Raw genomic sequence first — 24,702 nt, forward strand, 5'->3', positions numbered from 1 at the left:
GCGTGCGCGTCGAGTAGTCGGGCTGGCGCGTCGCGTGCGATAACCCGGCCATGCGACATGATGGCGACGTCGTCAGCGAGCCGTTCTGCCTCTTCGATGTAGTGGGTTGACATCAGTACGGTCACTCCGCCGGTGCGTAAGCCGGCGATCAGGCTCCACAGTTCCTGGCGGACCTGCGGGTCGAGTCCCACCGTGGGCTCGTCGAGCAGGACGAGCTGGGGACGGTGGACCAGCGCCCGGGCGACCAGTAACCGTCGTCGCATCCCGCCGGAGAGGTTCGCGGTCACCGTGTCGGCGCGATCGACCAGGTCTGCGAGGGCCAGCGCCCGATCGACCGCGCCCCGGCGCTCCCGGGCGGGTACCCGGTACAGCCGGGCGAACACGGCGAGGTTCTGTCGGACGGTGAGCTCGGTGTCGAGGTTGTCCTCCTGTGGCACCACGCCCATCACCGCTCTGGCCTGCTTGGATGCGCCCGGCACGTCGTAGCCGAGGATGGTGATCCGGCCGCTGTCGGCGATCGACTGGGCGGTCAGCATCCGCATCGTGGTGGACTTGCCGGCGCCGTTGGGCCCGAGCAGGCCGAGACAGACCCCGGCGGGAACGTCAAGGTCGAGACCGTCTACCGCGGTCAGGCTTCCGTAGCGCTTCACCACTGCCCGCATGGAGATCGCGGGCGCTGCGCCTTCGGATGGTTTCCCGCCCCCCGGTTCCGCACCGGTCGCGGTCGCGGTCGAGCTCACCGGCTGGAAGAGGGACACCAGCCGACAGTAACCCGTACCCGACCACCTGCCATCTCCTTTTCCGGTCGATCGGATGTCGATCGGATGCCCACGGCGGTCCCGGGCGCGATACTTGCCCCGCGGCCGGCGCGCGACCAGCACGAGGATCCGCCAACCGTACGTGGCTTCAGGTACCTGGACGTATCATGACATAGCTGGACGAGCCGACAGGAGTTCTCCCATGCGCAACCCGAAGGACTTCTTCGCTCCGCTCGCGGTGGGCGCGCCGGCGCCGCTGCGGGAGCTTCCGCAGCGGCTCTCCCGTGTGATCCACTTTTTCGACCCCAGTAACGCGAAGATGGCATCGAAGGTCCCGGACATCCTGCCCCGCCTCGACGTGGTGCTGGGCAACCTCGAAGACGGCGTCCGGGCCGATGCCAAGATCGCGGCCCGGGAGGGCCTGGCGAAACTCGCCGCCGCCACGGAGTTCGGCGACACCCAGCTGTGGACGCGGGTGAACAGCCTGGACTCACCATGGGGCCTCGACGACCTGCTGACCCTCGTCCCGGCGATCGGTCACAAGCTGGATGTCATCATGGTGCCCAAGGTCGAGGGCGCGGAGGACATCCACTACGTCGACCGTCTGCTCGCCCAGCTCGAGGCGAAGGCGGGGCTCACCCGGCCGCTGCTCGTCCACGCGATCCTGGAGACCGCGCGCGGTGTCGCCAACGTCGAGGAGATCGCCGGGGCGAGCCCGCGGATGCAGGGCCTCTCGCTCGGGCCGGCAGACCTCGCCGCGGACCGACGGATGAAGACGACCAGGGTCGGTGGCGGGCATCCGGGATACCTCGTGCGCCAGGACCCGTCGGCGACCGACCCGGACGCGCCGCGCGCCACATACCAGCAGGATCTGTGGCATTACACGCTTGCCCGCATGGTGGACGCCTGCGCGGCCAACGGGATCCTGCCGTACTACGGGCCGTTCGGTGACATCGCCGATGTGGTGGCCTGCGAGGACCAGTTCCGCAACGCGTTCCTGCTCGGCTGTGTCGGCGCCTGGAGCCTGCATCCGGTGCAGATCGACATTGCGAAGCGGGTCTTCAGCCCGGAGCCCGCCGAGGTTGCCTGGGCTCGACATGTGATCGATACGATGGGTGACGGGACCGGAGCAATCATGGTGGACGGCAAGATGCAGGACGACGCCTCGGTCAAGCAGTGCAAGGTTGTTCTGGACCTCGCGCGCACCCTGGCCGCGCGTGACCCGCACCTGGCTGTGGCCTATGGCTTCGCAGACCTGGTTGACCCGGTGAGGCAGGACGCCCGATGAGCACCTCGCCAAGCTCCTCGCCGGGCACACCGGCAGGCATCTCGGCGCCCGCCTACCGGCCGCGTCGCTCCGTCCTGTACATGCCCGCGGCGAACGAGCGGGCGTTGGAGAAAGCGCGCGGCATTCCGGCGGACGCGCTGATTCTCGACCTGGAGGATGCCGTCGCCCCGGACGCCAAGGAGGCCGCCCGGGAACGGGCCTGCGCGAAGGTTGCCGAACAGGCCTACGGCGGGCGCGAGGTGACCATCCGCGTCAACGCTCTGGACACGCGCTGGCATGCGGACGATCTGCGTGCCGCGGCGGCGGCCGGCCCGGACGCCGTGGTCGTGCCGAAGATCTCCTGTGCCCAGGACGTGCATGCGGTCGAGAAGAGCCTCCAGGCTGCGGGTGCGCCCGACCGCACCATGATCTGGGCGATGGTCGAGACTCCGGTCGCGATGCTGCACGCCGAGGAGATCGCCCGGGCCTCGCAGCGGCTCGCCGTCCTGGTGATGGGCACCAACGACCTGGCCAACGAGCTGCACGCCGAGCACGTCCCCGGCCGGGCGCCGCTGCTGTCCGGGCTCGGGTTGTGCCTGCTCGCGGCCCGTGCCGCCGGGGTGGCCATCCTGGACGGGGTCTTCAACGACATCCGCGACCTCGACGGGTTCGAGGCGGAGTGCCTGCAGGGGCGACAGCTGGGCTTTGACGGCAAGACGTTGATCCACCCGGGGCAGGTTGAGCCCTGCAACCGGGCGTTCGCGCCCACCGACGTCGCGCTCGAGGAGGCCAGGAACATCGTCGCGGTCTGGGAGGAGGCGTTGGCCTCCGGCCGTGGTGTCGCCACCGTGAACGGCCGGATGATCGAGAACCTGCACGTGGACAACGCCCGGCGCATCATCGCGGTCAGCCGGGCCATCGAGGAACTCGACCGGGAGGCCGCCGCCCGTGCGGCTGCGCATTAGCCATTCCTGGGCTGCGGTTATCGCTACGCGGTTATCGCTACGCGGTTATCGCCGCTGCGATGACCGCGTAGCGTACAAGAGTTCCCACTGTAAGTCGGCATGCGAGGGTGGATATCCGGAGTTGAACGCCAACTGGTACTGATGTGATTACATTACGTCGCACGGTGTCGTCTGTTGGTGATGTTGTTGACATCGGCGGAACCGGTGGTCGGTATCCACCTGGCAACGTGCCGGACGGAACATGGAAGATACCCGGGTGGCGCACATCGTTCCGGGCTTCACCTTCCGGCCAGTTCGTAACACCGACGGCGACGCGATCCGTCCGATCGGACTTGTTCTGCACGTCCAGCAGGGCAACGGAGGCCTGTTCGGCTGGTTCGACAACCCCGCCTCCCAGGTGTCGTCCACGCTGTGGGCCGGCAAGGCGGGGCAGCGCGAGCAGTACGTCCCCTCGGATGTCCGGGCGTGGGCGCAGGTAGTCGGCAATGCCAACTACGACTCGATCGAGACCGAAGGTTTCGACACCGAGCCGCTGACCGACTCGCAGCTCGAGACCGTCGCGCAGGCATACGCCGATGGTGCGCAGACCTTCGGCTGGGCGCTGACCGTCACCCACACCCCGGGCAGCTCGGGGCTGATCCTGCATTCGGACGGGGGCGCCGCCTGGGGTGGTCATTTCGGCTGCCCTGGGACGCTGCGCGCGGCGGCCGCGGAACGGATCATCGCCAGGGCGACGGAGATCGTGCGAGGGCCGCAACCCGTCGCCGCCATCGTCCCGGTCGTCAGCCCCGGGGGTGGGGGCGGGGGTACCGGTGCGGACGCGAGCGGACGATCGCGGGCACGGGTGCAGGCCTTGCAGCGGGCCGTGCATGTGGCCGTGGACGGCATCTGGGGGCAGGTGACCGACGCCGCCATCCAGGCTGTCCGGGCGAACCACCACACCCGCGCGGAGCAGGCTGCGGTGGGCACGACCGTGGACGGCATCTGGGGCCCGCGCTCGCAGGCTGCGTACATCGCGACGGTGCGGGCGATCCAGGCAGCTCTCGGCGTCGGTGTCGACGGTGTCTGGGGCCCGGTGACCGACAGGGCGTTCGTCGCCGCACGGGGCGCCAGCTTCACCGGTTAGAGCGGGTCCGGTGGATACCGGTCTCGATCCCGGTCTCGATCCTGATCGCCGTCGTCGTGCTGATCCCATTCGGCGACGAGCGCGTCCCAGCTGAGGTACCGCGCCACCGCATAGGCCGGCGACACGACGCCCCGGGGGTCGAGCACGGCCACCGGGTATCCCAACTGCGCGCGGTACCCGCGTTCGGTGACGACGAGCCGCCCACCGAGCCGGGCCGCGCCCACGACAATGGGCCGTGATGTCCAGGTCGGGGCGGCTGCGTCGGCCAGCGCCCGCGCGCAGAGCCACGCGTACAGCCCGCAGACACAGTCCTCGCTGGGCATCCTCGGGTGCGGCGCCATGGGGACCCGCAACATCCGGCTGCTGAGGTCGTCACGCTGTGCCCGCAGGCACAGTGCCCTGGTGACGCCGTCAGGGCGCCACAGCAGCAGGTCGGGCGGGAACGGCGACCATGGCGTCCAAGCCGGCCGGAGCTGGCCGTGGGCGTCCACCGCCCACTGGCGCCACCCGATGACGCTCATGTGCCTGCCGGTACAGGTTCGGGTTCGGCTTCGGGTCCGGCCGGCACGGGAACCGCGAGCGGTTCTTCGTCCGGCCAGCTGATCGGTTCGTCCTCCACGATGCGCACCGGCTCACCCACGTTTGCCATTCGCCTACGGTCCCTCCGCCGGGCGTGTCGGTCAATCGCCGGCCAACCTCCATCCGCGGCTTGTCGGTTTTCCACCGGTTTCACACCGGTTTCCCACCGGTTTCACACCGACGGCCAGCCTGTGGGTCTGGCGTCAGTGCAGGCGCAGAATCTGCAGGCCGTGGTCGACCAGCAGGCCTGGAAGGTGACGGACGGTCGCGGTCGCCTTGGCACGCTGATCAGGTGACAGGTCGGTCCAGTCGCGCAGCAGGTTGTGCTGTTTGCGGCTGTCGTCGCGAACCGGGGCGAAGGTCCATCCCGCCCTTCGTCGCTCCGCACACCAGCGCTCGTGTTCGAACCGGGCGAGCATGTCCGTTTCGGCGGCGGTGAAGGCGAAATCGGTCATCGGGTGGGTCATCGGGATGACGACCGCGTTGACCGCGTTGAGTTTGGCACCGATTCCCTCGGCCTGACTTCGGTTTGCCGCCCGCAGGTCCGCGCGTAGGGTCTCCCACGGCTGCATCGAGTCGGTTCCGCCGATCGTGGCGCCTTTTTCCTGTTCATCGACCAGGTACTGGCCGTGGATGGCGCGGGCCAGGGCCGTCAGCGTGTCATTGTGCAGTTCGCCCGGTTCCGCCGCCTCGCCCATGACTGCGAACACCCGCACCTCTCCCGGCCCGGGATCGAGTAGATGGGGATTGAGCAGGTCGCCGAGAGCGGTTCGTTGCCCGACACAGACCGTCACGGTCTGCCCGGTGCCCGCGGCGCCGCGGACCATGTTCAGCCCTCTGCGCAGCGCGGCATCCTCATCCTGATCGCAGAGAACCAGGTGTCGTATAGCTGGTATTTCCGGTGTATCCACCGTAGCCGGGATAAGAATTTCCCATGGAATCGTCGCGAGATCGAAGCTCTGCGCGGCCTCATCCTTTGCCCGGGGCGCACAGTGCGCGTCGACCGGCCGGTAGCGTTGTCGAAGTTCAGTGAGCTGGGACGAGGCGTTCGTGTCGATGAGAACGAGCGGGAGCGGCGGACCGCCGGCACGGACCCGCCACAGCCTGGCCAGTTCCACGACGAGCGCGCGACCGAACGGGCCCAGGCCGACGACCGCGATCGACGGCACCGGATCGTCGGAACCAAGATGGGGCTCCAGGATGCGGGCGGCGAGCGTGCGCGCGGCGAGTTCTTCCGGCGTGAAGAAATCCAGCCGGAACTTCGATGCCGATGACAACCCCACCCGGCGTGCCTTCAGCGCGAGCGCCAGTTCACCGTCGGCCAGCCGTGCATAGCAGGCGAGTGGCTCGTCCCGGTCGGGTTCCTGCTCGGCGAGCGCGCCCACGGCAGCCACCGTCGCGGCGGTGGCTGCGCTGTCCGGCAGGCAGGCGTACACGGTGGCCGCTCGGGGCACACCCGCGGCACGCAGCACAGCCTGGTCCCAGGCATCGCCGATGACGACGAGCGCCGCGCTCTGGACGAGCCCCTCGGCGCGGTCCAGATCGGGGTCTGCGCTGATGACGACCACCTGGACGCCGGCGGCCCGAAGGCGGCGGACGAGCGTCATCGCGAACAGGTCGTCGCCGATGACGACCGCGTGGTCCCGGGCCCGGCGGGCCATCCACCGGTGACGCCGGTCGGTGAGCAGGTTCCACACGGACACGGCCACGCCGTACGCGGTCGCGAGCGGAGCCAGGAAGCGGGCGAACTCCAACGGCAGCGGGAATGGGCCGCCGTTCTGCAGGGGTTCGGCGCCTAACAGGAACAGCTGTGCGTCGAAGTAGACGACATCCGCGGCGGTGTAGCCACACGGCGCTGAAGCCGGTGGCGGGCACTGGTCGGCGGACCTGCTCAGCTGCGCCAGCCCCCACGCACCCAGGATTGCCGCCACCGTGAACAGCACGCAGAACGCCGGCCATAGAACGCGACCGGCCTGCCGTTGTTCTGTCGGCCGTGCTGGCTGCGTTGTCACCACAGCGACACCGTAGCGAAGCCAGCTCGTCCCGACGGCCTGTTTACGTCGGACTGCCGGGTCAGCGATCTGGTCGGTTAGCGATCTGGTCGGTTAGCGATCTGGTCGGTTAGCGATCTGGTCGGTCCGCGATCTGGTCGGCGTAGTCGGTGAGGATGTCACCGAACACCCCGGCGTCGCCCTGGCGGTTCCAGAACGCGGTGGCAGCCTGAACCGCGTCCGCGCCTGCGTGCAGGAAGTCGACGACGTCGCGTCCATCGGTGACCCCGCCGACTCCGATCAGTTCGACCGCTTCGGGCAACAGCCGCCGCAGCTGCCGTATCTGACCCAGCGCCATGGGCTTGAGTGCGGGTCCGCCGAGCCCGGCCAGCTCGACATCGATGACCGGACGGTTCGCCTGGGTCAGAGCGAAGGCGTTGGGAAAGGTGTTGACCGCGCAGACGAAGCGCGGCCCGGATGGCTCGCGGGACAACGCCCCGACAAGGTCTGCGAGTTCGGCCAGGCCGGCCGGATCCGAGAACGGCGAAATCTTGATGCCGAAGGGCGGTGGTCGGTACGTGCCCGGACGCGTGCCGGCGACGGCTTCGAGTGCCTGGCCGACCTGAACGCAGATGGACCTGGTCTGGCCGTGGTCAAAGCAGGCGATGCGTTTCTGCGTGCCACCGTCCCACACGTTCGGGCAGGCCAGGTTGAGTTCGATGACATCGGCGCCGGTCAATGCCACATCATGTGCCGCGCGGGCGTATTCCGGCGCGCTGAATCCCGCGATGCTGACGATGAGTGGCTTGCCGGCTTCGTGCGCCAGCGAGACCATTTTTGGCAGGTGCTCGCGGTAGTATTCAAGCCCTGGGTTCGGCAGACCGAGCGCATTGAGCGAGAAGAAAGCGTCGGTGTGGTAGACGTTACCGCCGTTGCCGGTGCGGGCCTGCTCGGTGATGGAGCCGACGACGACCGCCGCCACGGCGGATCGGGCCAGCGTGTCGACGTCGTCGAGGCTCTTGCAGGTACCCGCGGCGTTCATGAGCGGATGTTCAAGCTCGATGCCGCAGAGGCTGGTCATGACGACAGTCTTCCCTTCCTGACGCGCGCCTGCTCGGCTGCCCTCCGCCGGGTGCGGTGCGCGACCGGGATTCGACGCCGGGTACGCGTTTACTTCGCCGGGGAGCGTCGATGAAGACAGTGCGGGCCATGGACCGGCCGGCTACGGATCGAAGGAGAGGATTGACGATGGCGAGCGGCGGAACGGAATTCAGTGACGTTGCCTATGATCTGATCTCCGTGCAGTACCACGCCCTGCGGGGTTGCCACGAATACGAACAATTTGCCCGGGACGCGGAGAACGACGACCAGCGGGAAATCGCCGAGTTTTTCCGCGATATCATGAAGCAGGACGCCGATCGCGCGGCGGCCTGCCATCGTTACCTGTCGAGGCTGTCGGGCAGGTCCCCGGCCGGCTCGGGCGTCCGATAAGGCTTGTTGGCAGTAAGGCTTGTTGGCAGTAAGGCTTGTTGACCGCGGGCCGGCCGTGGCACGATGCGGTTGATCAGAACCGGACGGTTTCGACGTCCTCGCCTCCGTGCAGCGCCCGCCAGAGATCGCCAACCGAGTTGTACCGCTGTCGTTTGGGCAAGGTGAGGAGCGAATTGACCAGCTGGTCCGGGGCGTTGTGGCTGCGCAGGCTGTGCACGAGCTGAGCCGCGCGAGCGGGGAAGTCGTGCCGGTCGAACCATCGGGCGAGCTCGGCTCGGGCATCCGCGGCCGTGTTCGCGCCGGCGGTGCGATCGGCACCTGAGGTGTCCGGCATGAGGGCTACCTGAGGCTGGTCCTCTCCCGGGGGCTCGGCGGAGCGCCAGTCCTCGGTGCGAGTCTCCCGGCGTGCCCGGACGATCCCGTCCACCTCGTGGGCAAGGTTGTCGTCCCTGATCGGACCGTGTTTGGTGCTTCCGCGCTGCATCGGCTTGGTCAACTCCTCTTCGCTGGTCACCGGTCCACGCTGGTCACCGGTCCACGCTGGTCACCGGTCCACGCTGGGGATCGTCCGGGCGCACTTGTCGACTGGGTCTGATCCACCTGCCGCCAACCGCCGGGTCGTCCGGAGACGGATCTATGTCGATGGTCGTGCCGGGGGCCGTTCCGACGCCGCGAGGCGATCGGGGATCGGGGACCGGGGATCGGGGATCGGTGGAGGCAGATCAGATCATGGTAGGGGGCCGGGAATGTCCGGTCCTGGCTCGCGTCCCGGTATGTCGGGCGCAGGGTCGGGATCGGGGATGTCGGGTCCCGGTATGGGCGTGTCGGGCCACGGGCCAGGCTTCGGGACGTCCGGCCCGGGTGTCGGTTCTGGTCTCGGCGTTGTGCCGAGCGGCGGATCGGCCGCGCTCCGTACCAGGCCGTCGCCGTATGCCACGACCATCGTCACGATGCGTCCTCCCTTCACGATGCGTCCTCCTTGTTGAGGCGACCGGAGGTTGGTCACGTGGGTCGTGTTGACTCCTGCCACCTTCCACGGAAAGGACACCTTGAACCACCTGACCCATAGTGGTTGAAATCTTGCGACTCGTAGGCGGTACCCGGGTCGGGGCGCATGGAAAGGTCGCCCTTCGGGGTGTGCCGAGCATGGTCGAGGGGGATGGGAAGGACAGGGCGGCGCCGACGGTCGCGCGGCTGGTGGTGGCTTCCTTCGCGTCCGGAGGAATCCGGGCTGTACCCGCCGGACGGACTTGTACGGTATCGGCCGGTATTACGACCTTTAGTCATATTTAGATCATATTTTACCAACAACATTACGGGCTGGTCGTCGGAGGTCCCGACTCGTGACGTTCGGGACGCTGACCAGGGGTCCAGGCCCGGGAGGTGAGCGTCGATGACGGACGTACTCAGCGTCGTCAGCGCACCGCCGGTAACGGTGGAGCGGACCAGGACGATTCGGGAAGCGGCGCAGGAGATGGACCGCCACGGGGTGGGTGCGCTTCTCGTCACGGACCATGAGCGTCTGGTCGGAATTGTGACAGATCGGGATATCGTGCTGCGCGGTCTCGCCCGTGACATCGCGGTGGAGACCGCTGTCGGGCAGGTGATGACGACCGATGTCCTCACCCTGTCGGTGGGTGTGGAACTGGCGCGCGCGTACGAGGTGTTCCGGGACCATGCTCTGCGCCGGCTGCCGGTCCTCGACGGTGACCAGATCGTCGGCGTCCTGTCCGTCGACGATCTCCTGATACGGGACGCGCGGCGAATCGAGGATCTGATCCGGCCGCTCGCTCAGGAGGTCATCGCCCGCCATCGCCGGACCCCGGTCGCCGGGGTGGGCGCAGGCGCTCACGCCGGTGACGGTGCCACCACCGACGCATCGCGTCGGCTGGTCCGGGCACACCCAGGTGACACTCTGGTCATTCACGGGCGGACTCTGGGTAGGCCGGAAAGGTTTGGAGAGATCATCGAAGTGCGGTCCCCGTCCGGTGATCCGCCGTTCCTGGTCAGTTGGTCCGATTCGGAGCACGTCACCTTCACCTACCCCGGTCCGGATGCCGAGGTGCGTCCGCGTGTCGCCGACGAGGCCGCCGCCACCGGTGGTAAGGCCGCTAGCGGTAGCGGTCGCAGTACCGGTCGCAGTACCGGTGGCAGCACCGGCGGTGGCAACGGTGACGGCAGGGGGTGACGGTGCCCGAATTGTTCGTTGACCGGCGGTCGGCCGGCCGGGCTCTGGCCGAGTCCCTGGCCGGCCACACCGACCGGGGCGATGTCGTCGTCCTCGCCCTGCCCCGGGGGGGAGTGCCGGTCGCCTTCGAGGTCGCCCAGCGGCTGCGGGCGTCCATGGACGTCTTCCTCGTCCGCAAGCTCGGTGCGCCCGGTCATGCCGAGCTTGCGATGGGGGCGCTGGCCACCGGTGGGACGCTCGTCCGCAACGACCAGGTGATTCGTGGTCTCGGTATCGGCGAGGAGATGATCGACCGGGTGGTGGACACCGAGCGCCGCGAGCTTGACCGGCGGGAACACGCCTACCGCGACGACCGGGCGCCCCTCGACGTCACCGGTCGTGTCGTCCTGCTCGTCGATGACGGTATGGCTACCGGAGCCACGATGCGTGCTGCCATCGACGCGGTCCGCCGACGCCGGCCGGCCCGAGTGATCGTTGCTGTGCCGGTGGCCTCCGAGCGTGCCTGCCAGCAGATGCGGCTCATTGCCGACGGCGTTGTCTGCCTCAGTACGCCGTCGACCTTCTTCGCCGTCGGCCAGTACTACGCCGACTTCGCCCAGACGACCGACGACGAGGTCCGGGAGCTGCTCGGTCTCGCTCTGGCGTGATGCCTGTGCGATCTGCCGGCGGCGCGAGGATGTTCGTCCGCGCCCGCTGCCAGCCCGCTGGTCGTCTTTGCCAGTGCTGGTTCCGGTCGGTGCTGGTTCCGGTCAGTGCTGGGCGAACTGCGACGCGGTCGATTGAACCGTCGTCGGGCTGAGCGTGATTCCGGAGTTGACGATCTGCTGGCCGTAGATGTCGGTCACCCGGACGGTGAACGGGCCCGCGCCCAGGCCGTTCGGCGCGAGGAAGTAGTTGTACTGTTCGCGTGGCAGTGCCTGCCAGATCCCGTTGACGCTGATCTCGAGCGAGACCACTGGGTTGCGGTGGTTGCGCGGTTGGATGGCCAGCCAGTAGGCGGACGACCCTTCCTTGATCCGGTACTGCAGGTTACCGATGTTCGCCGGGCTGATCAGCTGCCAGGAAATCGGGACCCGCCCGGCCACCGGGTCGGCGATGGTCGCGAACGCCTCCGGGCTGAAGTCGATGTCACCCGGCTTGCACTCGGGGCAGCGGTCGACGATTTTCACCACGACGGTGCCGCGGGGGCCGGTGGCGCGGACGTAGCCGCCGCACATCCGCGCGTTTTCGTAGTCGGCCTCGTTGAGAGCCGCATACGCGTGGCCTGGTTCCAGGCCGGCGCCCTCGTAGAGGCAGTTCCCCGTGCCGTCGCCGAGTGTGTAGAACGTGCCATCGCCGGTGTAGGTGACGCCGGGCCTGATCCGGCCGGGAGTCACCGGTGTCGACCCCTGCCCCGGTGGCTGCGTTGCCGGCCGGGTGGCCGCCGCGCTGCCTCCCGGTTTCACGGTCGGGGTCGCGGAGTGGGTCGTCGTCGCCGGTGGCACCTGGGTCGCCGTGGTCGCCGATGTCGGCGCGGATGACGAGGCGGGCTGAGTGCTCGGCGGCGTGGGCCGCGGATCACTTGGTGCCCCGGGGGCCTGCGCAGACGTCGCGGTGATGGGTACCGGCTGGCTCGTGAGCTCGGTCGGCTGGCAACTGGTGATGATGCTGAGCACAGCCGCAGTACCGGTGAGCACGGCAACGGCGGAATACCAGTGCAACCGCGCCGGCAGCGATTGTGTTGCCCGGCGGTGGCGTGGCATGGATGTGCCGGCAGGTGGTGACTGGGTCAAGACCCCTCCGTGGCCATGGACGGGAAGTACGACTCCCCGTCGCTGCGATCCCCACCCAGCGCCACGAACCTTAGCTGGGTGGATTCCACCCAGTCCACACCGTTTGCGTCACTTTCACATTAGGAGTTCATCTGTAGCTTTTCTGTTGATTTTCCGTTGGCGAGCGATCTCTGATCGGCCTATGCAGGCGGCGAGGTTGCCGAAGTTGCCGAAGCCGCTGGAGTTGTCTGTGTCTGTGTCTGTGTCTGTGTCTGGGCCGGAGCGGGTGTCGGCGCGGGGGATGCCGTCGGCGCTGCGCCAGCGGCCCCGGCCGAGGTGGCGGCGGACGCCGGGGTCGGCGCTGGGGCAGCCGTCGGGGTAGTGCTCGCCGGTGCCGGTGCCGGTGCCGGTGCCGGCGTGGGTGTTGAAGATGGCGTCGGAGCAGGCGTCGCTGTCGGAGCGGGCGTGGCAGTTGGAGCGGGCGTGGCAGTTGGCGCCGGCGACGGCGTGCTCTGTGTCTGCTGATTGTTCAGGCGTTCGGCGAGACTTGTCAGTCGGGCCCGCGCTTCGTCGTTGACCTGGGCAGGGGTGGCGCTCCCGAGCCGGTCGAGGAACGGCGTGAGCGCTCCGGGGCCGGTGACGCTGGCGGGGATCAGGGCGCCCAACGCGTCGGCGGTGGCCGGTTCGACCTGGCCCAGCTGGGCGTAGTCGGCGAGGCGGGCGTGCAGTCGCGCCGGTGTGGTGGTCCAGCCGGCGAAGTCCGCCGGGCTCAGACCGCCGACATCGAAGGTGGTGGGCGGCGCGGCCGCGCAGCCGGCGGCGTCTGACTCCGGAGTGAGCGTGACGGTGAGGGCGCCGTCCGCACCGGCTTCGCCGATGGTTGTTCCGTCGAAGCGGGCGAGTTGTCGTGGTGTGACCGCGCCGGGGGCGTCGGCGGTGACAACCGTATGGACACTCGTGATCATCCATCCGTGGCTGTCGGACAGCGTCGCGTTGACGGCGGCGGTGACCGGAGCTGCGACCGGGGTGGCGGTCGTCGCGGTGAGGACTCCGGCGATGTCGAGGGCTTCGTAGCCGGGAACGCCGTCGTCGAGGTTGGTCGGTGTCGCGGTCAGCGTGGCGCTCTCGACGGTGATGACAGGGCAGGCGGCCGACGGCGTCGGCATCGGTGTTCCGGGCGCTTGTGGCTGTGAGGTGACTGTGATGGTCGGTACGGGTATGGGCCCGCTGCCCGGCGCCGGCGTGCCGGCCGTGGCTGCTGTGGGCAGCGCGATCACTCCGCTGTCGCTGTAACCGGTCGTCCAGGCCAGCACCGCCCGGACGTAGTCGTCCGACGGGTTGTACGCGAAGACCGCCGCCCGCAGCTGCGTCGGGTCGGTCAGGTTGCGGTTGTACGCGCACAGATAGCCCGCGGTGGCGAGGGCCGCGTCATCGATGTTGTTCGGGTTGCGCTGGCCATCGTCGTTTCCGTCACGGCCCGATCCCTGCCAGGTCGAGGGGATGAACTGCATGGGTCCGACGGCACGGTCGAAGAACGTGTCACCGTCCCAGTTACCGCCGTCGGTGTCCAGGATCAGGGCGCGTCCGTCGTTGCCGTCGAGGGGCAGTCCGACGATCGACGGCGTGATCGTGCCGTCGGCGCTGATGGAACGGCCGGCGCCGTGGCCGGATTCGACCTTGCCGATCCCGGCCAGCAGCGGCCAGGCCAGCTGGCAGCCGGGCCGCTCGCGCGCGGTCCGCTGCGCCGCCTTCTGATACGCCGCGAGGACCCGGTCCGGTATCCCCTTGTCACCGGTACCGAGTGTCACGACCACGCCGGCTCCGGTGGCCGCCGCCACCGCCAGGCTCTGCGTGCTCGGCGTGGAGCCATCGCCACCAGAGGTGCCGGAACCGCCCGAGGTGACAAGCCTCGGCATCGGGAAGCTCCCGCCGTCGGCCGGCGGTCGCGCCGGCCCGGGAGGTGGGCCTGCGTTGGAATTCGCCTGCGATGTGGCCGCGGAACCGTTGACGAGAAGGAGGGTCGCGACCGCGACCACCGGCATCGTGAGTACCCGCGCCCGATGTATTGTTGACTGATCTTGACTTTGCCGGTCGAGTACGGTAACAGCGACGGCATGCCGCCGATTCAGCCAGACCCTTATCGGGCCCCGGCGGTGCTTGCTCACGGCGGGTCTTCACCTCATCGAATGGCTGGGTTCTCCGAGCGGCTCACGCCGGCGCCCGCGGATGGCACGGGTAGGAGCGATGCGAATCCAGCTGCACTCTGCCACACTGGGTGGCCGTCAACCGCGGCAACGGTGTCTTATCTCGGCGTTGGTGCCAACTTTTGGGCTGGCGACTTTCGCCGGTCAGGCCCCGTTTCAGTCTCGGCAACTTGTTGTGTGTTGATTGATTGACAGTAGACTTTTCTTAAGGTGAATCGGCGACGGTCGACCGCCGGTGGCGCGGTCCGGGTGCACGGCCGTTGGGGCGCACGGCCGTCCTGGCGGGCTTCGTGCCGATCCCGCCCGCAGGGAACCTTCGGCGTGCGGTGGTGTCATCGGAGTCCGCATGTGGATGATGGTTGTGTCTGATGCGGAAAAGCTCGACTCCACGACGCTCGGTGTGCCATGCTGCGCAGCATGAATCCACCTGTACCGGACATTGACGCTGCTCTCGTGTCCGGGTAGCGGCCTGGCCGTCTTCTGATCTTAACCATGGGCGCATTGCTGTGCCCATGGTGACGCGTCTTCCGCGTTCCGCTTGTGTTGGTGCTGTTTGCTGCGCGTTCATTCGGACGTGCAGGTCACCGTGCCTTTCTTTCGGGCTGCGCTGTTGCCCGGTGCAGGTCTTTTTCGTCGGATTTCGGAGTGCATTCATGTGTAGCCGGCTTCATTCTCTGCGACTTCCGTGGGTGTCACGTACAAGGTCGACGGTCGTCTCTTCTCGCCTTGTTCCCGTGTTGGTGGTGACCGCGATGGCAGTGCGGTAGATGGTCGGGAGCGGTCTGGCCTGATGGATCAAGATATCTCAAAGGATGGATCTTGACAGAGGAGCTCGCGCGACTGTCGCCTCGGGAAAGGGATGTGCTCGCGCACTTCGCCCGCGGGTTTACCTACTCGCAAATCGGCAGACGACTTGGCATCGCCGATTCGACGGTGGACACATACATTCGACGGGTGCGGGCGAAGACCGGTGTTGTCAACTCTGCGGAACTGGTTCGGCTGGGCCTGAAGCTTGACTCGACCATTGACTGAGCGACAATCGATTGACGGTGCGATCGGCTACTGGGCAGGAGGGACGAGATGGCCCAGAGCGCAGCGCTTGGGACCCACGGCTATTTCAAGATCAGTTGATCAGTCCGAGGATCTCGAAGGGCCGGTGGGGCCGGTGGGGCCGGTGGGGCCGGTGGCGTCGGCGGTCAGGATCACGCCGGTGAGGTCGAGGCCGTCCAGGAGCGCGGGCAGCATTGGAATCTCGTTCGTCTTCGCGGCGACGTCGGTCTGTGCCAGGACCAGGCCGGTGTCGTGGGTCATCGCTGCGAGCAGGTGTACCTGAGTGCCGTCGGCGTCTTTCGCGCCGCGGACCGTCTTACCGTCGGCCGCCAGCGCCGTCAGTTCCCTGTGGCCTTCGCGGCCGGGCTGCGGGCTGGCCGGTGGTGCGGCGGCCTGGCCGGACAGCCAGGCCCCGATCGCGGCGTCGACCGGGGCGGCGGCGATGCCGGTGACCACCCGCTACAGCGTGCCTTTGGACGGCGCTCGGGCCGCCGCCGGCTGGCCGCAGCGGCGGTAGAGCGAGGCCCGTAGGTCGGCGGGCGTGTCGTCGACCCAGCCGGCGATCGCGGTGAACGAGCGCATGCCGGCCACGACCGCGGCGGCGCACAGCGCCAGCACAGCGGCCAACGGGTGGTCGACCCAGCGCGCGCAGCGGTGGTCGGGGACCGCGGCGAAATAGTCGAGCAGGCCAGCGGCGACCGACGCCGGCCCGGCAGCGTCACCCGCCCTTTCGCAGCAGGTCAGCGGTGACAGCACCGACCCGGCGCCCTCTTCCTCGAGGAACGCTGTGGCAGACTGGGACAACGAAGCTCCGGTGTCGAGAGGTTTGTGAGAAGGCCACTCCTCCTACCGGGGCTTTGTCCTATTCCACGAATCGACACACCGTCAGCAGCTCACTACGAGGAAACAACAATAGGCGTAGCAGGGACGACCAACCGGCAATGATGGTCATAAAACGGCTGTGGCTTGGGACCTCTCCTACGGGCTCACTGTCGCAGCGGTGCGGTCGCGGGCGGCGATCGCAGTGCGGGCATTCGTGAAGCCGTTGTGATCCGCGTCGATGGCCCGTCGTTGATATGCCGAGTCGACGGTAAACCACACACCGACCACGTTCGTCCGGGCTTTGCAGGCGATGTCCGCTAGTGCGACAGAGATTTGGGCTGGGCTCGGCGGCACCGTGAAGGCGGGATCTCCGGCGGCGGCGAGTGGATCGGCGTAATGGTAGCCCGACTCGCTCATGCAGGCCGACCAGAGGGCGAAAACGGCTCTGACCCGGCTGTCTTCCTTGGACTCCTCGAAGGAAAGAAGCTGCGCAGTGTTGCCTCTGCGCAGGTCGGCTGTTGCCGGCACTGACTTGTTGAGAGTCCGGTCCGCCTCGCCGATGCACCCGCCAAGAGGTACGGCAAGCCCGTTGACCACCGACCGTCCCTGGCCGGACAGCACGGTCTCGCCGTCGGCGCCGATGTTCGGCTTGTCCGGTGCAGCCCGCCGAGTCGGGTCCCGTGGGCCGAGTCCGTACCCGGCGGTCCTGGCCAGTTCGGCGTCCGTAATGCCGTACCGCCGGTCGGCCAGGCTGATTGGGCCGTAGTCGCTCGCGGGTACCTGCTTCACGTCGTATGCGATGCCGAACCGGGCCATACACCGCTGGATCAGCACCAGGTTGGCCCCGGCGAGGCGTTCGTTCTCCTGTCGGCTCGGCAGATAATCCTCCACCGGCAACCGCAGTGCCGCACTCTCCAGCAACCGTGGCACCTCGCCGATGGCCGGCTCGGTCGGCGCGGTGCCGGCTGTCTGGGCTGAGCATCCGGCGAGTACCAGGAGTACGGCGAGGGCGGTGCCGGCTCCGGCGTACCGGCGATTCAAGGCCATGGTTCGTCTCCGGAATGACGGCGTGGATCGGGCGGCCGTGCCCTGCCGGCCACGGCGGTACCATGCCGGTGATCGTCGCTCCGCCCAATAGCGATGGGCGGAGCGACGATCACCATGGGTCGAACGATCAGCAGGAGCTCGATGAGTAGTACGCCGACGAGATCGTGTTCTTGAACGTCGCCGACGCGTTTCCGCTGTAGCCCGCCGGCAGGCAGCCGTGCGAACCGGTGTAATTCGCGTTGGTGAACACGTGCCACCAGTAGGTGTCCCGGTTCTTGTAGGACTCGGTGTTGTCGTTGGCCGAGATGCTGGTTCCAGGGAAAACGTCGTTGGCGAAGTTCGAGTCGGACACGTACAGGTCGAACACGTACCCGCCCTGGTTCTGCAGGTAGTAGAGGCCGAACTCGCCCGACTCCAGCACCCCGTTCTTGCCGGTTGCCGCGTTGGCCGGGGCCGCTACCCCCAGCCCGGTGCCGAGGCAGGCGGCGACCGCAGCCAGCGCGATGAATGATCGCTTGATACGCATTGTCTTCTTCCTCCAGAGCTGTCCGGTTGAATATGGTTAATCATTCGACCGGCCGGAGGGCGGGGATAGTCACGAGGTTTCGTGTCTTGACTCACGATGGCGGATCTGTTAGTCGGTGACGCTTGATCATCGCAGGGTGATCGCTGCCTGCGGCGGAGATCGTCACCACTACGTCGAGGCCGCCTTCGTCGCGGGCGACCGCGCTCACCGTGCCACCGTGCGCCTGGGCGACCGACCGCACAATTGACAGTCCCAGGCCGGTGCCCCGGGCCGAATGCACGCGGTTCGCCGCACGCTGGAACGGCTCGAACAGCTCGGGCACGCTCGCCGCAGTGAGGACCGGGCCGCTGTTGACCACGGCGAGCCGGGCGTCGCCGTCGACCGGGCCGGCGGCGACCCGTAACCAGCCGCCGGTGACGTTGTGCCGGATGGCGTTCTGCAGCAGGTTCTGCACGAGCCGGTCGAGCAGGATGCGGTCGCCGTCGACGACAACCGGGCTGGCCTCGGCGGTGACCTGCAGCTTCAGTCGGTCGGCCTCCGGTTGCAAAAGGGTCAGCACGTCTCTGACGACCTCCGCGAGGTCAACCGGCCGCGGATCCGCGATGCCGTGCTCGGCCCGGGCCAGGGCGAGCAGCCCGTCCACCAGCCGCTCGTGCCGAGCATTCACCGCCAGCATGGTTTCACCAAGGCGGATCAGCTCGACTGGGGCGTCGGGGCGGCTCATCGCCACCTCGAGCAGGGTCTGATTGATCGCCAACGGCGTCTTGAGCTCGTGCGAGGCGTTGCCGACGAACTGCCGCTGCGCCGCGAAGGTTGCGTCGAGGCGAGACAGCATGGCGTTGATCGCGGAGCCCAGCTCCCACCACTCGTCCCGGGCAGCGGTCAAGGTGACCCGTTCGTGCAGGCTACGGTCCGCGACACGGCGGGCTGTAGCGGTGATCTGACGCAATGGGCGCAACGTCGCACCCGCGACGAACCAGCCGGCGACCAGGCTGGCGGCAGTCAGTCCGGTTGCCAGGATCAACCCGCGATCCACCAGCGGAGCCAGGGTCTGTGAGCGCAGCTGTTCCCGGATGGTCCGCTCCGCGAGCACCTGCCGGGCTTTGGACTGCGCGGCCTGGTCTTCGGAGTTCGGCGTCGCCTGTACCACGACGGAGATGTCGATCGGCAGCTGCGCGATGGCGTGGTCGGCCACCAGGTAGGCGACGAGCAGAGTCAACCCGCTCACGACCAGTCCCAGACAGCCGAAGAGCAGGGCCAGCCGAGTGCGGACGGGCAGCCTGGTCATGGCAGCCGGTACCCAACGCCGGTGACGGTCTCCACGAGCGGCGGTTGACCGAGTTTGCGGCGCAGTGTCATGACGGTCACCCGGACGACGTTCGTCAGCGGATCGATATTCTCGTCCCAGACCTTCGCCAGGAGCTGCTCGGCGCTCACCACCGCCCCGTCGGCGAGGAGAAGCTCCTGGAGCACCCCGAACTCCTTGCGGGACAAGGAGACAAAGAGACCGGCCCGAGTCACCTGCCGGCGCGCCGGGTCAAGTTCGATACCCGCCCGGCGTAGTACCGGGAGCGCGGCCGGCCGCGCCCGCCGGGCCAGGGCGCGCACCCGGGCGACGAGCTCCGGGAACGCGAACGGTTTCGGCAGGTAGTCGTCGGCGCCGAGCGACAAGCCGGCGACCCGGTCACTCACCTCGCCGGACGCGGTGAGCATCAGCACCCGGGTGTCCGCGTCCGACCCGACGAGGCTGCGGCACACGTCGTCGCCATGCACGATCGGTAGGTCCCGGTCGAGTACCAGGACGTCATAGTCATTGACGCCCAACCGTTCCAGGGCCTCGGCGCCGTCGTAGACGACGTCGACCGCGATCGCCTCCCGCCGCAGGCCCTCGGCGATGGCGTCAGCCAGCAGCCCCTCGTCCTCGGCGACCAGCACCCGCATGGACGCTCCCCCCTCGACCGGTCCGCAGCGCTGAGGAGATTGTGAACGAATCCGCATAAGAAGCGCGTAAGCATCATCGCTTACGGTGATCTTATCGTCAACCGAGTTCCATCACTGCCATGACGAACACGGGAAATCCGGCCGCGAGCCGACGCCTTCCGCTGAGCGGTCCGGTGTCAGCGGCCGGACTGGCGGTGGCCTTGCTGTCCGGCTGCGCCGGCGGGGGCGGGACATCGCACGTGGTGTCCGTCTCGGCCGGCTCGCCATCGGCGGTCCAGAGCAGCGCCGACCGCGGCAGCCAGGCCACGCGGTATCGCGACTGCCTGCTGAGCAACGGTGTCACGCTGCTCGACCAGTCAACCGCCGAGGGCATGCCGCAGATCGACAAGGAACGCACGAACATCGGCGTAGTCAACACCGCCTCGCAGAAGTGCCGTCCGTACCTGCCGTCGGCCGTCGACGCGGAGCGGCCCGATCAGCAGGCGGTCGAGGCCCAGCGTCGGCTCGCCGTGTGCCTGCGGGGACACGGCGTGCCGGAATATCCGGACCCCGACCCGGTGACCGGCGACCCTCACGTCAGCGACCAGCTGGCCGCGCGGCTCAAGGACGACCCGAGTCTGGCGTCGGGCCTGCAGACCTGCCAGCAGCAGGTCAGGCCTGCAACCGGCGGCGGCACGATCGGCGGATGAGGATGCGCACTGGCCTCGTTATCGGCGCGGTGGCGGCTGCGCTGACCCTCACCGTCGGCGCATTGACTGTGCACCTCGCGCAGCGCCCCTCATCGGCGGTTCCGGCCGGCTCATCGCCGCCAGCGGTCACCGCCGAGATCACCCGCACAACCCTTATGCAGACCGCCTTCGTGGACGGAACACTCAGTTACGGCCCGACCCAACCGGTCGACTCCAGGGCGCCCGGCACGCTCACCTGGCTGCCCAACGCCGGTGACACGGTGGAGCGGGGCCGTGCCCTACTGCGCGCCGATGAACTGCCGGTCGTGCTGCTCTACGGTGACCTGCCCATGTACCGCCCGCTCGCGCCCGACACGGTCGGCAATGACGTCAACCAGTTTGAGACCAACCTGCGCGCGCTCGGATACACCGGCTTCACGGTCGACCAGCGGTACACGGCCGAGACGGCGGCGGCGGTCAAGCGCTGGCAGCGGGACCTGGGTCGGCCGGAGACCGGCACGGTGGACGTCGCCGAGGTCATCTACCTACCCGGGCCGGTCCGGGTCGCCAGCCGGATGGCCCGGCTCGGTGCGGCCGCGACCGGCCAGGTGCTCGCCTGCACCGGCACGACCAAGGCGGTGACCGCCCAGGTCCCGGCGCAGAACACGGCATGGGCGGTTAAGGGCACCAACGTGGACATCGTGCTGCCGGCTGGCGCCGCGATGCCCGGCGTGGTAGCCGACGTCGGCACCCAGGCGAGCGCACAGGCCGGCGGCGACGATGCGAACGCCCCGGCTGGCAGCGGTGCCCAGCAGGCCACCGTGACGGTCACCGTCACCATCGCGAACCAGGATGCGGTCAAGGGGCTGGATCAGGCGCCGGTGAAGGTGCGACACGTTCTGGACCAGCGGGAGAACGTGCTGACGGTACCGGTCGCCGCGCTGCTCGCGCCGATCGAGGGAGGGTACGCCCTGGAGATCGTCGACGGCGACCTGAGTCGGGTGGTACCGGTGCGGACCGGATTGTTCGCGGACGGCCGGGTCGAGGTCAGCGCTGCCGGCATCGATGCGGGTGTGAAGGTGAAGGTGCCGGCATGAATCCGCCTGCGGTGGTGCAGATGCACGGCGTTTCCAAGGTGTACCCCGGGGGCGTCGCCGCCCTCCGGGACGTCGACCTGACCGTCCACAGCGGGGAGATGGTGGCCGTCGTCGGTCGTTCCGGCTCCGGGAAATCGACGATGCTGCACATCATGGGTACTCTTGACCGGCCTTCTACCGGCAGCGTGTACCTGGACGGACACGACGTGGCAGCGCTGCCCGACCGCCGACTATCCGCGCTGCGGGCGCACCGCATCGGGTTTGTCTTCCAGAACTTCCATCTCGCCGACGGTGTGTCGTGCCTGGACAACGTGGCGAACGGACTGCTTTACGCCGGCGTCCCGATCCGCGAACGTCGTCGGCGTGCCGAGGCGGCGCTGCACCGTGTCGGGCTCGGCCACCGGCTCGAACACCGGCCACACGAACTGTCCGGCGGGGAGCGGCAACGGGTCGCCATCGCTCGCGCCGTGGTCGGTGTCCCCATGTTGCTACTGACGGACGAGCCGACCGGCAATCTGGACACGGGTTCAGGCGCTGCCGTGCTGGACATCCTGCACGAGCTTCACACGGCCGGTACCACCGTCGTGGTCATCACCCATGACCGTGACATCGCCGACCGGCTGCCGCGCCAGGTGCGCCTTCTCGACGGGAAGGTGGTCTGATGGCCGGCGCCCTGCCACGCCCCGCACGGCTCGGCTTGGCCGACACGCTCCGGGTCGGTTCCGCCGGCCTGCGGTCTCGACCGCTGCGGGTGGGGCTCGCGACACTGGGCATTTCGCTCGGGATCGCGGCCATGGTCGCCGTCCTCGGTGTCTCCTCGTCCAGCCGCGCCGATCTGGACCGGCGACTGGACACGCTCGGCACCAACCTGCTCATCGCCGCACCCGGCCAGACCGTACTGGGGGAAAGGGCGAAGCTCCCGACCGAATCGGTCCAGATGGCGACCCGGATTGCCCCGGTGTACTCGGTGTCCGCGACCGGGCGCGTCAACGCCTCGATCTACCGCAATGACCACATCGACGTGGGCAACACCGGCGCCATCGCGGTACTGGCCGTCCAGCCGGGACTGCTGGACACGGTCAGCGGTGGCGTTACCGAGGGCCGCTGGCTCAACCGGGCGACCTCGACCTTCCCTGCTGTCGTCCTCGGCGCCCGGGCCGCCGAGAAGCTCGCGGTCCACCTGCCCGGAACCCGGGTCTGGTTGGGTGGCCAGTGGTTCGGCGTGGTCGGCGTGCTCGGACCCGTCCCGCTCGCCCCCGAACTGGACAACGCCGCCCTGGTCGGATGGAGCGCAGCCGAGACCTACCTTCGTTTCGACGCCCATCCCACGACGCTGTACACGCGATCCGCGCCGTCCGAGGTGGAGGCCGTCCGGTCGGTGTTGCCGGCGACGGTGAACCCGCAAAGCCCGTACGAGGTTCGGGTCTCCCGTCCCTCGGATGCGCTCGCCGCGCAGCGCGCCACCCACCGGACGCTTGACCGCCTCCTCCTCGGGCTCGGTGCGGTCGCCCTGGTGGTCGGCGGGGTAGGTGTGGCCAACACCATGGTCATTTCGGTACTCGAGCGGCGCGGTGAGATCGGCCTTCGTCGCGCCCTCGGCGCGACCCGGGGACAGGTCCGCCTTCAGTTCCTCATGGAATCGCTGCTGCTGGCTGGTCTCGGCGGTGTCGGCGGTGTGATCCTCGGCGTGCTCGCCACGGGTGGGTACGCGGCGACGCAGCACTGGCCGGTGGTCATTCCGCTGGTCGCCTGGTTGGGCGGCGTGGTTGTCACGCTGCCGGTCGGCATGATCGCCGGCCTCTATCCCGCCATCCGCGCCGCCCGTCTCACCCCGGTCGCAGCCCTGACCGCGCCGTGACAGGAGCGCGGGTTCAAACGGTCGTAACGACGATGGCACGGGGATACCCTGGTTTGGCGAGGCATGGCGGAATCAAGCGGTCAAGGCGACGGTCAGCGTTGGATGATATCCACTTCGCCCGGTGCGAGGCTGTCGACCGCAACGGCTGCCGGCGTGGCTGCGGGATCCGGTGGCTGCGGTTTCGCAGCCAGGATTCGCTTTGCTCCGCGACGACCTTGCCAGGCAACGCCGAAAAGACCACCCCAAATCCCGCCGCTGATTATGAATGCGGCGCCGGCGGTCGGAGATAGGTATCCGGGCAGAATTTCTATCAGGAGGCCCGCAGCGGCATCCATCGGAAAGGTGAGGAGCGCGAGGAGCGCGAATACCCAGCTTCGGCGAGTCTCATGCAGGTAGTATTTCGCCAGGTTCTCGGCTGTTGCCGCGACGACCGGGTCCGGATGCCGCAGGCGACGCTTTGCCAGCTTCCTGACTTCAGCTCTGGTGTGCTTGGGTATTTCGTGCCATGCTTTGACCACCGCCCGTTGCTCATCCTTTGTCAGAGGCTGGCTCGAGGGTTTCCGCGGCTGCTCTGTCGCGGATCGATGATTGCGCACGGTTGATCGTAGCGATGATAGTGCTGGGATGCGATGGTTTGGTGCGGGGTCTCAGGCTCTCGGTGCGGGATCCCCGGCCGCGTCCTGCTCGGCGAGCCAGGCCTGCTGGCGGTCGAAGTGCGCGCGGTCGCGGGCGACGAAAACGCCTTTAGCGGTGGCGAGCTCGGCATTCGTGGCCGCCAGCCGCAGCTCGCCGACCACATACAGCCGCTGGCCCTCACGCCTGTCCAGCCAGGACGATGCCAGCAGGTCACGCCCGATCGGAACGGGGCGGATGAATTTGATCTCAAGTGTCGCCGTGACCGCGAGTGTCCCCAGGTGCATGGGCAGGTGTCCGAGCACCTCGTCCATGATCCCCGCCGTCCAGCCGCCATGGGCGACGTTCGGACCGCCTTCATGCTCCGGCGAACAGGTCACGTGCGCCCGCAGCACCCCGTCGTCCAACTGCTCGCGGAGCATCCCCAGGTGGCACTGTCCCGTGCGGGAACAGGCGCCACACAGCGCCACCGCACCGCCAGCCCTCGGTGGCACCTGGAAGTCCGAGCCCGTCCAGCGCGGTCCGTTGTCACTCATCCGACGAGTGCCACCCCTTCTGGCCGCATGGTGCTCTCCACACGCTCGCCGCGGTTGCGGGCATGCCTCGATATCAGTATAAACATATAACGATTAGCAACAGTCTCATCGCAACCTGGAGTGCGGCATCCAGGTTAGAGCAACATGGCCCGTGACCTCACCGAATGCATTGCCAGCCAGTGAGTAGCCAGACAGTGACAGGAG

At 68.2% G+C, this 24,702-nt stretch carries 26 protein-coding genes; 11 read left to right on the forward strand and 15 right to left on the reverse strand.

From position 1 onward, the window contains the following. Positions 1 to 662, reverse strand: a 662-nt coding sequence (locus tag U9977_RS07485) for an ABC transporter ATP-binding protein (RefSeq protein WP_416210505.1), incomplete at its 3' end; no start/stop codon positions are given. A 298-nt stretch (positions 663 to 960) separates the two neighbouring features. On the opposite strand from U9977_RS07485, the gene U9977_RS07490 reads away from it, so the two are divergent. The 3 genes from U9977_RS07490 to U9977_RS07500 all read left to right on the forward strand — a co-directional run bounded on the left by U9977_RS07490 (position 961) and on the right by U9977_RS07500 (position 4,116). Further along, positions 961 to 2,046 (forward strand): CoA ester lyase, encoded by a 1,086-nt coding sequence (locus U9977_RS07490; protein ID WP_322748456.1) that lies wholly within the window; start codon positions 961 to 963, stop codon positions 2,044 to 2,046. Then, complete coding sequence (locus U9977_RS07495; RefSeq protein WP_322748457.1) at positions 2,043 to 2,990, forward strand: CoA ester lyase; 948 nt, start codon at positions 2,043 to 2,045, stop codon at positions 2,988 to 2,990. The genes U9977_RS07490 and U9977_RS07495 overlap by 4 nt, the downstream gene beginning before the upstream one ends. A 256-nt stretch (positions 2,991 to 3,246) precedes the next feature. Further along, positions 3,247 to 4,116, forward strand: a complete 870-nt coding sequence (locus U9977_RS07500; protein ID WP_322748458.1) for an N-acetylmuramoyl-L-alanine amidase — start codon at positions 3,247 to 3,249, stop codon at positions 4,114 to 4,116. Here U9977_RS07500 and U9977_RS07505 read toward each other — a convergent pair. The 3 genes from U9977_RS07505 to U9977_RS07515 form a co-directional block, all read right to left on the reverse strand. Then, on the reverse strand, positions 4,113 to 4,637 hold the full coding sequence (locus U9977_RS07505) for a hypothetical protein (protein ID WP_322748459.1): 525 nt from the start codon (positions 4,635 to 4,637) through the stop codon (positions 4,113 to 4,115). The genes U9977_RS07500 and U9977_RS07505 overlap by 4 nt on opposite strands. 261 nt (positions 4,638 to 4,898) lie before the next feature. Further along, positions 4,899 to 6,710: an NAD-binding protein gene (locus U9977_RS07510; protein ID WP_322748460.1), complete on the reverse strand. Its 1,812-nt coding sequence runs from the start codon at positions 6,708 to 6,710 to the stop codon at positions 4,899 to 4,901. Positions 6,711 to 6,816: 106 nt separating this feature from the next. After that, a complete protein-coding gene (locus U9977_RS07515; protein ID WP_322748461.1) occupies positions 6,817 to 7,767 on the reverse strand; it encodes a dihydroorotate dehydrogenase in 951 nt (316 codons plus the stop codon). 167 nt (positions 7,768 to 7,934) lie between these two features. Here U9977_RS07515 and U9977_RS07520 point away from each other — a divergent pair, with 167 nt between their 5' ends. Continuing rightward, positions 7,935 to 8,177 carry an acyl carrier protein gene (locus U9977_RS07520; protein ID WP_416210506.1) on the forward strand — a complete coding sequence of 81 codons (243 nt, stop codon included), beginning with the start codon at positions 7,935 to 7,937 and terminating at the stop codon, positions 8,175 to 8,177. A 73-nt stretch (positions 8,178 to 8,250) separates the two neighbouring features. Here the strand turns inward: U9977_RS07520 and U9977_RS07525 are convergent, their stop codons facing one another. After that, a complete protein-coding gene (locus U9977_RS07525) occupies positions 8,251 to 8,691 on the reverse strand; it encodes a DUF2795 domain-containing protein (RefSeq protein ID WP_322748463.1) in 441 nt (146 codons plus the stop codon). Positions 8,692 to 9,570: 879 nt separating this feature from the next. On the opposite strand from U9977_RS07525, the gene U9977_RS07530 reads away from it, so the two are divergent. Both U9977_RS07530 and U9977_RS07535 read left to right on the forward strand, forming a co-directional pair. Next, positions 9,571 to 10,365, forward strand: coding sequence for a DUF1918 domain-containing protein (locus U9977_RS07530; protein WP_322748464.1), 795 nt, complete (start codon positions 9,571 to 9,573; stop codon positions 10,363 to 10,365). Further along, positions 10,362 to 11,012 carry a phosphoribosyltransferase gene (locus U9977_RS07535; protein WP_322748465.1) on the forward strand — a complete coding sequence of 217 codons (651 nt, stop codon included), beginning with the start codon at positions 10,362 to 10,364 and terminating at the stop codon, positions 11,010 to 11,012. Before U9977_RS07530 ends, U9977_RS07535 begins: the two co-directional genes overlap by 4 nt. Before the next feature lie 102 nt (positions 11,013 to 11,114). On the opposite strand, the gene U9977_RS07540 is transcribed toward U9977_RS07535, so the two are convergent. Next, the gene (locus U9977_RS07540; protein ID WP_322748466.1) at positions 11,115 to 12,137 is read right to left on the reverse strand and encodes an expansin EXLX1 family cellulose-binding protein; all 1,023 of its coding nucleotides are present in this window, start codon (positions 12,135 to 12,137) and stop codon (positions 11,115 to 11,117) included. 179 nt (positions 12,138 to 12,316) lie between these two features. After that, complete coding sequence (locus U9977_RS07545) at positions 12,317 to 14,158, reverse strand: hypothetical protein (protein ID WP_322748467.1); 1,842 nt, start codon at positions 14,156 to 14,158, stop codon at positions 12,317 to 12,319. Between the two features lie 981 nt (positions 14,159 to 15,139). Here U9977_RS07545 and U9977_RS07550 point away from each other — a divergent pair. Continuing rightward, the gene (locus tag U9977_RS07550; protein ID WP_322748468.1) at positions 15,140 to 15,352 is read left to right on the forward strand and encodes a helix-turn-helix transcriptional regulator; all 213 of its coding nucleotides are present in this window, start codon (positions 15,140 to 15,142) and stop codon (positions 15,350 to 15,352) included. 99 nt (positions 15,353 to 15,451) lie between these two features. On the opposite strand, the gene U9977_RS07555 is transcribed toward U9977_RS07550, so the two are convergent. The 6 genes from U9977_RS07555 to U9977_RS07580 all read right to left on the reverse strand — a co-directional run bounded on the left by U9977_RS07555 (position 15,452) and on the right by U9977_RS07580 (position 19,706). Next, positions 15,452 to 15,826 carry a transposase gene (locus U9977_RS07555; RefSeq protein WP_322748469.1) on the reverse strand — a complete coding sequence of 125 codons (375 nt, stop codon included), beginning with the start codon at positions 15,824 to 15,826 and terminating at the stop codon, positions 15,452 to 15,454. A 3-nt stretch (positions 15,827 to 15,829) separates the two neighbouring features. Continuing rightward, positions 15,830 to 16,174 carry a transposase family protein gene (locus tag U9977_RS07560; protein WP_322748470.1) on the reverse strand — a complete coding sequence of 115 codons (345 nt, stop codon included), beginning with the start codon at positions 16,172 to 16,174 and terminating at the stop codon, positions 15,830 to 15,832. A gap of 174 nt (positions 16,175 to 16,348) precedes the next feature. Then, a complete protein-coding gene (locus U9977_RS07565; protein ID WP_322748471.1) occupies positions 16,349 to 17,239 on the reverse strand; it encodes a hypothetical protein in 891 nt (296 codons plus the stop codon). Between the two features lie 127 nt (positions 17,240 to 17,366). Next, the gene (locus tag U9977_RS07570) at positions 17,367 to 17,765 is read right to left on the reverse strand and encodes a peptidase inhibitor family I36 protein (RefSeq protein WP_322748472.1); all 399 of its coding nucleotides are present in this window, start codon (positions 17,763 to 17,765) and stop codon (positions 17,367 to 17,369) included. Between the two features lie 91 nt (positions 17,766 to 17,856). Beyond that, positions 17,857 to 19,053, reverse strand: a complete 1,197-nt coding sequence (locus tag U9977_RS07575; RefSeq protein WP_322748473.1) for a sensor histidine kinase — start codon at positions 19,051 to 19,053, stop codon at positions 17,857 to 17,859. Then, positions 19,050 to 19,706: a response regulator transcription factor gene (locus U9977_RS07580; RefSeq protein ID WP_322748474.1), complete on the reverse strand. Its 657-nt coding sequence runs from the start codon at positions 19,704 to 19,706 to the stop codon at positions 19,050 to 19,052. Before U9977_RS07580 ends, U9977_RS07575 begins: the two co-directional genes overlap by 4 nt. Before the next feature lie 119 nt (positions 19,707 to 19,825). Between U9977_RS07580 and U9977_RS07585 the strand changes: the two genes are divergently transcribed. Genes U9977_RS07585 through U9977_RS07600 form a run of 4 tightly spaced genes read left to right on the forward strand, consistent with a single transcriptional unit; the run spans position 19,826 to position 23,329 of the window. Next, the gene (locus U9977_RS07585) at positions 19,826 to 20,395 is read left to right on the forward strand and encodes a hypothetical protein (RefSeq protein ID WP_322748475.1); all 570 of its coding nucleotides are present in this window, start codon (positions 19,826 to 19,828) and stop codon (positions 20,393 to 20,395) included. After that, positions 20,392 to 21,471 carry a peptidoglycan-binding domain-containing protein gene (locus U9977_RS07590; protein ID WP_322748476.1) on the forward strand — a complete coding sequence of 360 codons (1,080 nt, stop codon included), beginning with the start codon at positions 20,392 to 20,394 and terminating at the stop codon, positions 21,469 to 21,471. Before U9977_RS07585 ends, U9977_RS07590 begins: the two co-directional genes overlap by 4 nt. Then, positions 21,468 to 22,133 carry an ABC transporter ATP-binding protein gene (locus U9977_RS07595; RefSeq protein WP_322748477.1) on the forward strand — a complete coding sequence of 222 codons (666 nt, stop codon included), beginning with the start codon at positions 21,468 to 21,470 and terminating at the stop codon, positions 22,131 to 22,133. The genes U9977_RS07590 and U9977_RS07595 overlap by 4 nt, the downstream gene beginning before the upstream one ends. Further along, positions 22,133 to 23,329: an ABC transporter permease gene (locus U9977_RS07600; protein WP_322748478.1), complete on the forward strand. Its 1,197-nt coding sequence runs from the start codon at positions 22,133 to 22,135 to the stop codon at positions 23,327 to 23,329. Before U9977_RS07595 ends, U9977_RS07600 begins: the two co-directional genes overlap by 1 nt. 92 nt (positions 23,330 to 23,421) lie before the next feature. On the opposite strand, the gene U9977_RS07605 is transcribed toward U9977_RS07600, so the two are convergent. Together U9977_RS07605 and U9977_RS07610 are read right to left on the reverse strand one after the other, a co-directional pair. Further along, on the reverse strand, positions 23,422 to 23,847 hold the full coding sequence (locus tag U9977_RS07605; RefSeq protein ID WP_322748479.1) for a hypothetical protein: 426 nt from the start codon (positions 23,845 to 23,847) through the stop codon (positions 23,422 to 23,424). Between the two features lie 129 nt (positions 23,848 to 23,976). Beyond that, complete coding sequence (locus U9977_RS07610; RefSeq protein ID WP_322748480.1) at positions 23,977 to 24,498, reverse strand: PaaI family thioesterase; 522 nt, start codon at positions 24,496 to 24,498, stop codon at positions 23,977 to 23,979. Positions 24,499 to 24,702 lie beyond the last annotated feature (204 nt).

Source organism: Protofrankia sp. Cas8 (assembly GCF_963555845.1).
In the GTDB taxonomy this organism is placed as follows: domain Bacteria; phylum Actinomycetota; class Actinomycetes; order Frankiales; family Frankiaceae; genus Protofrankia.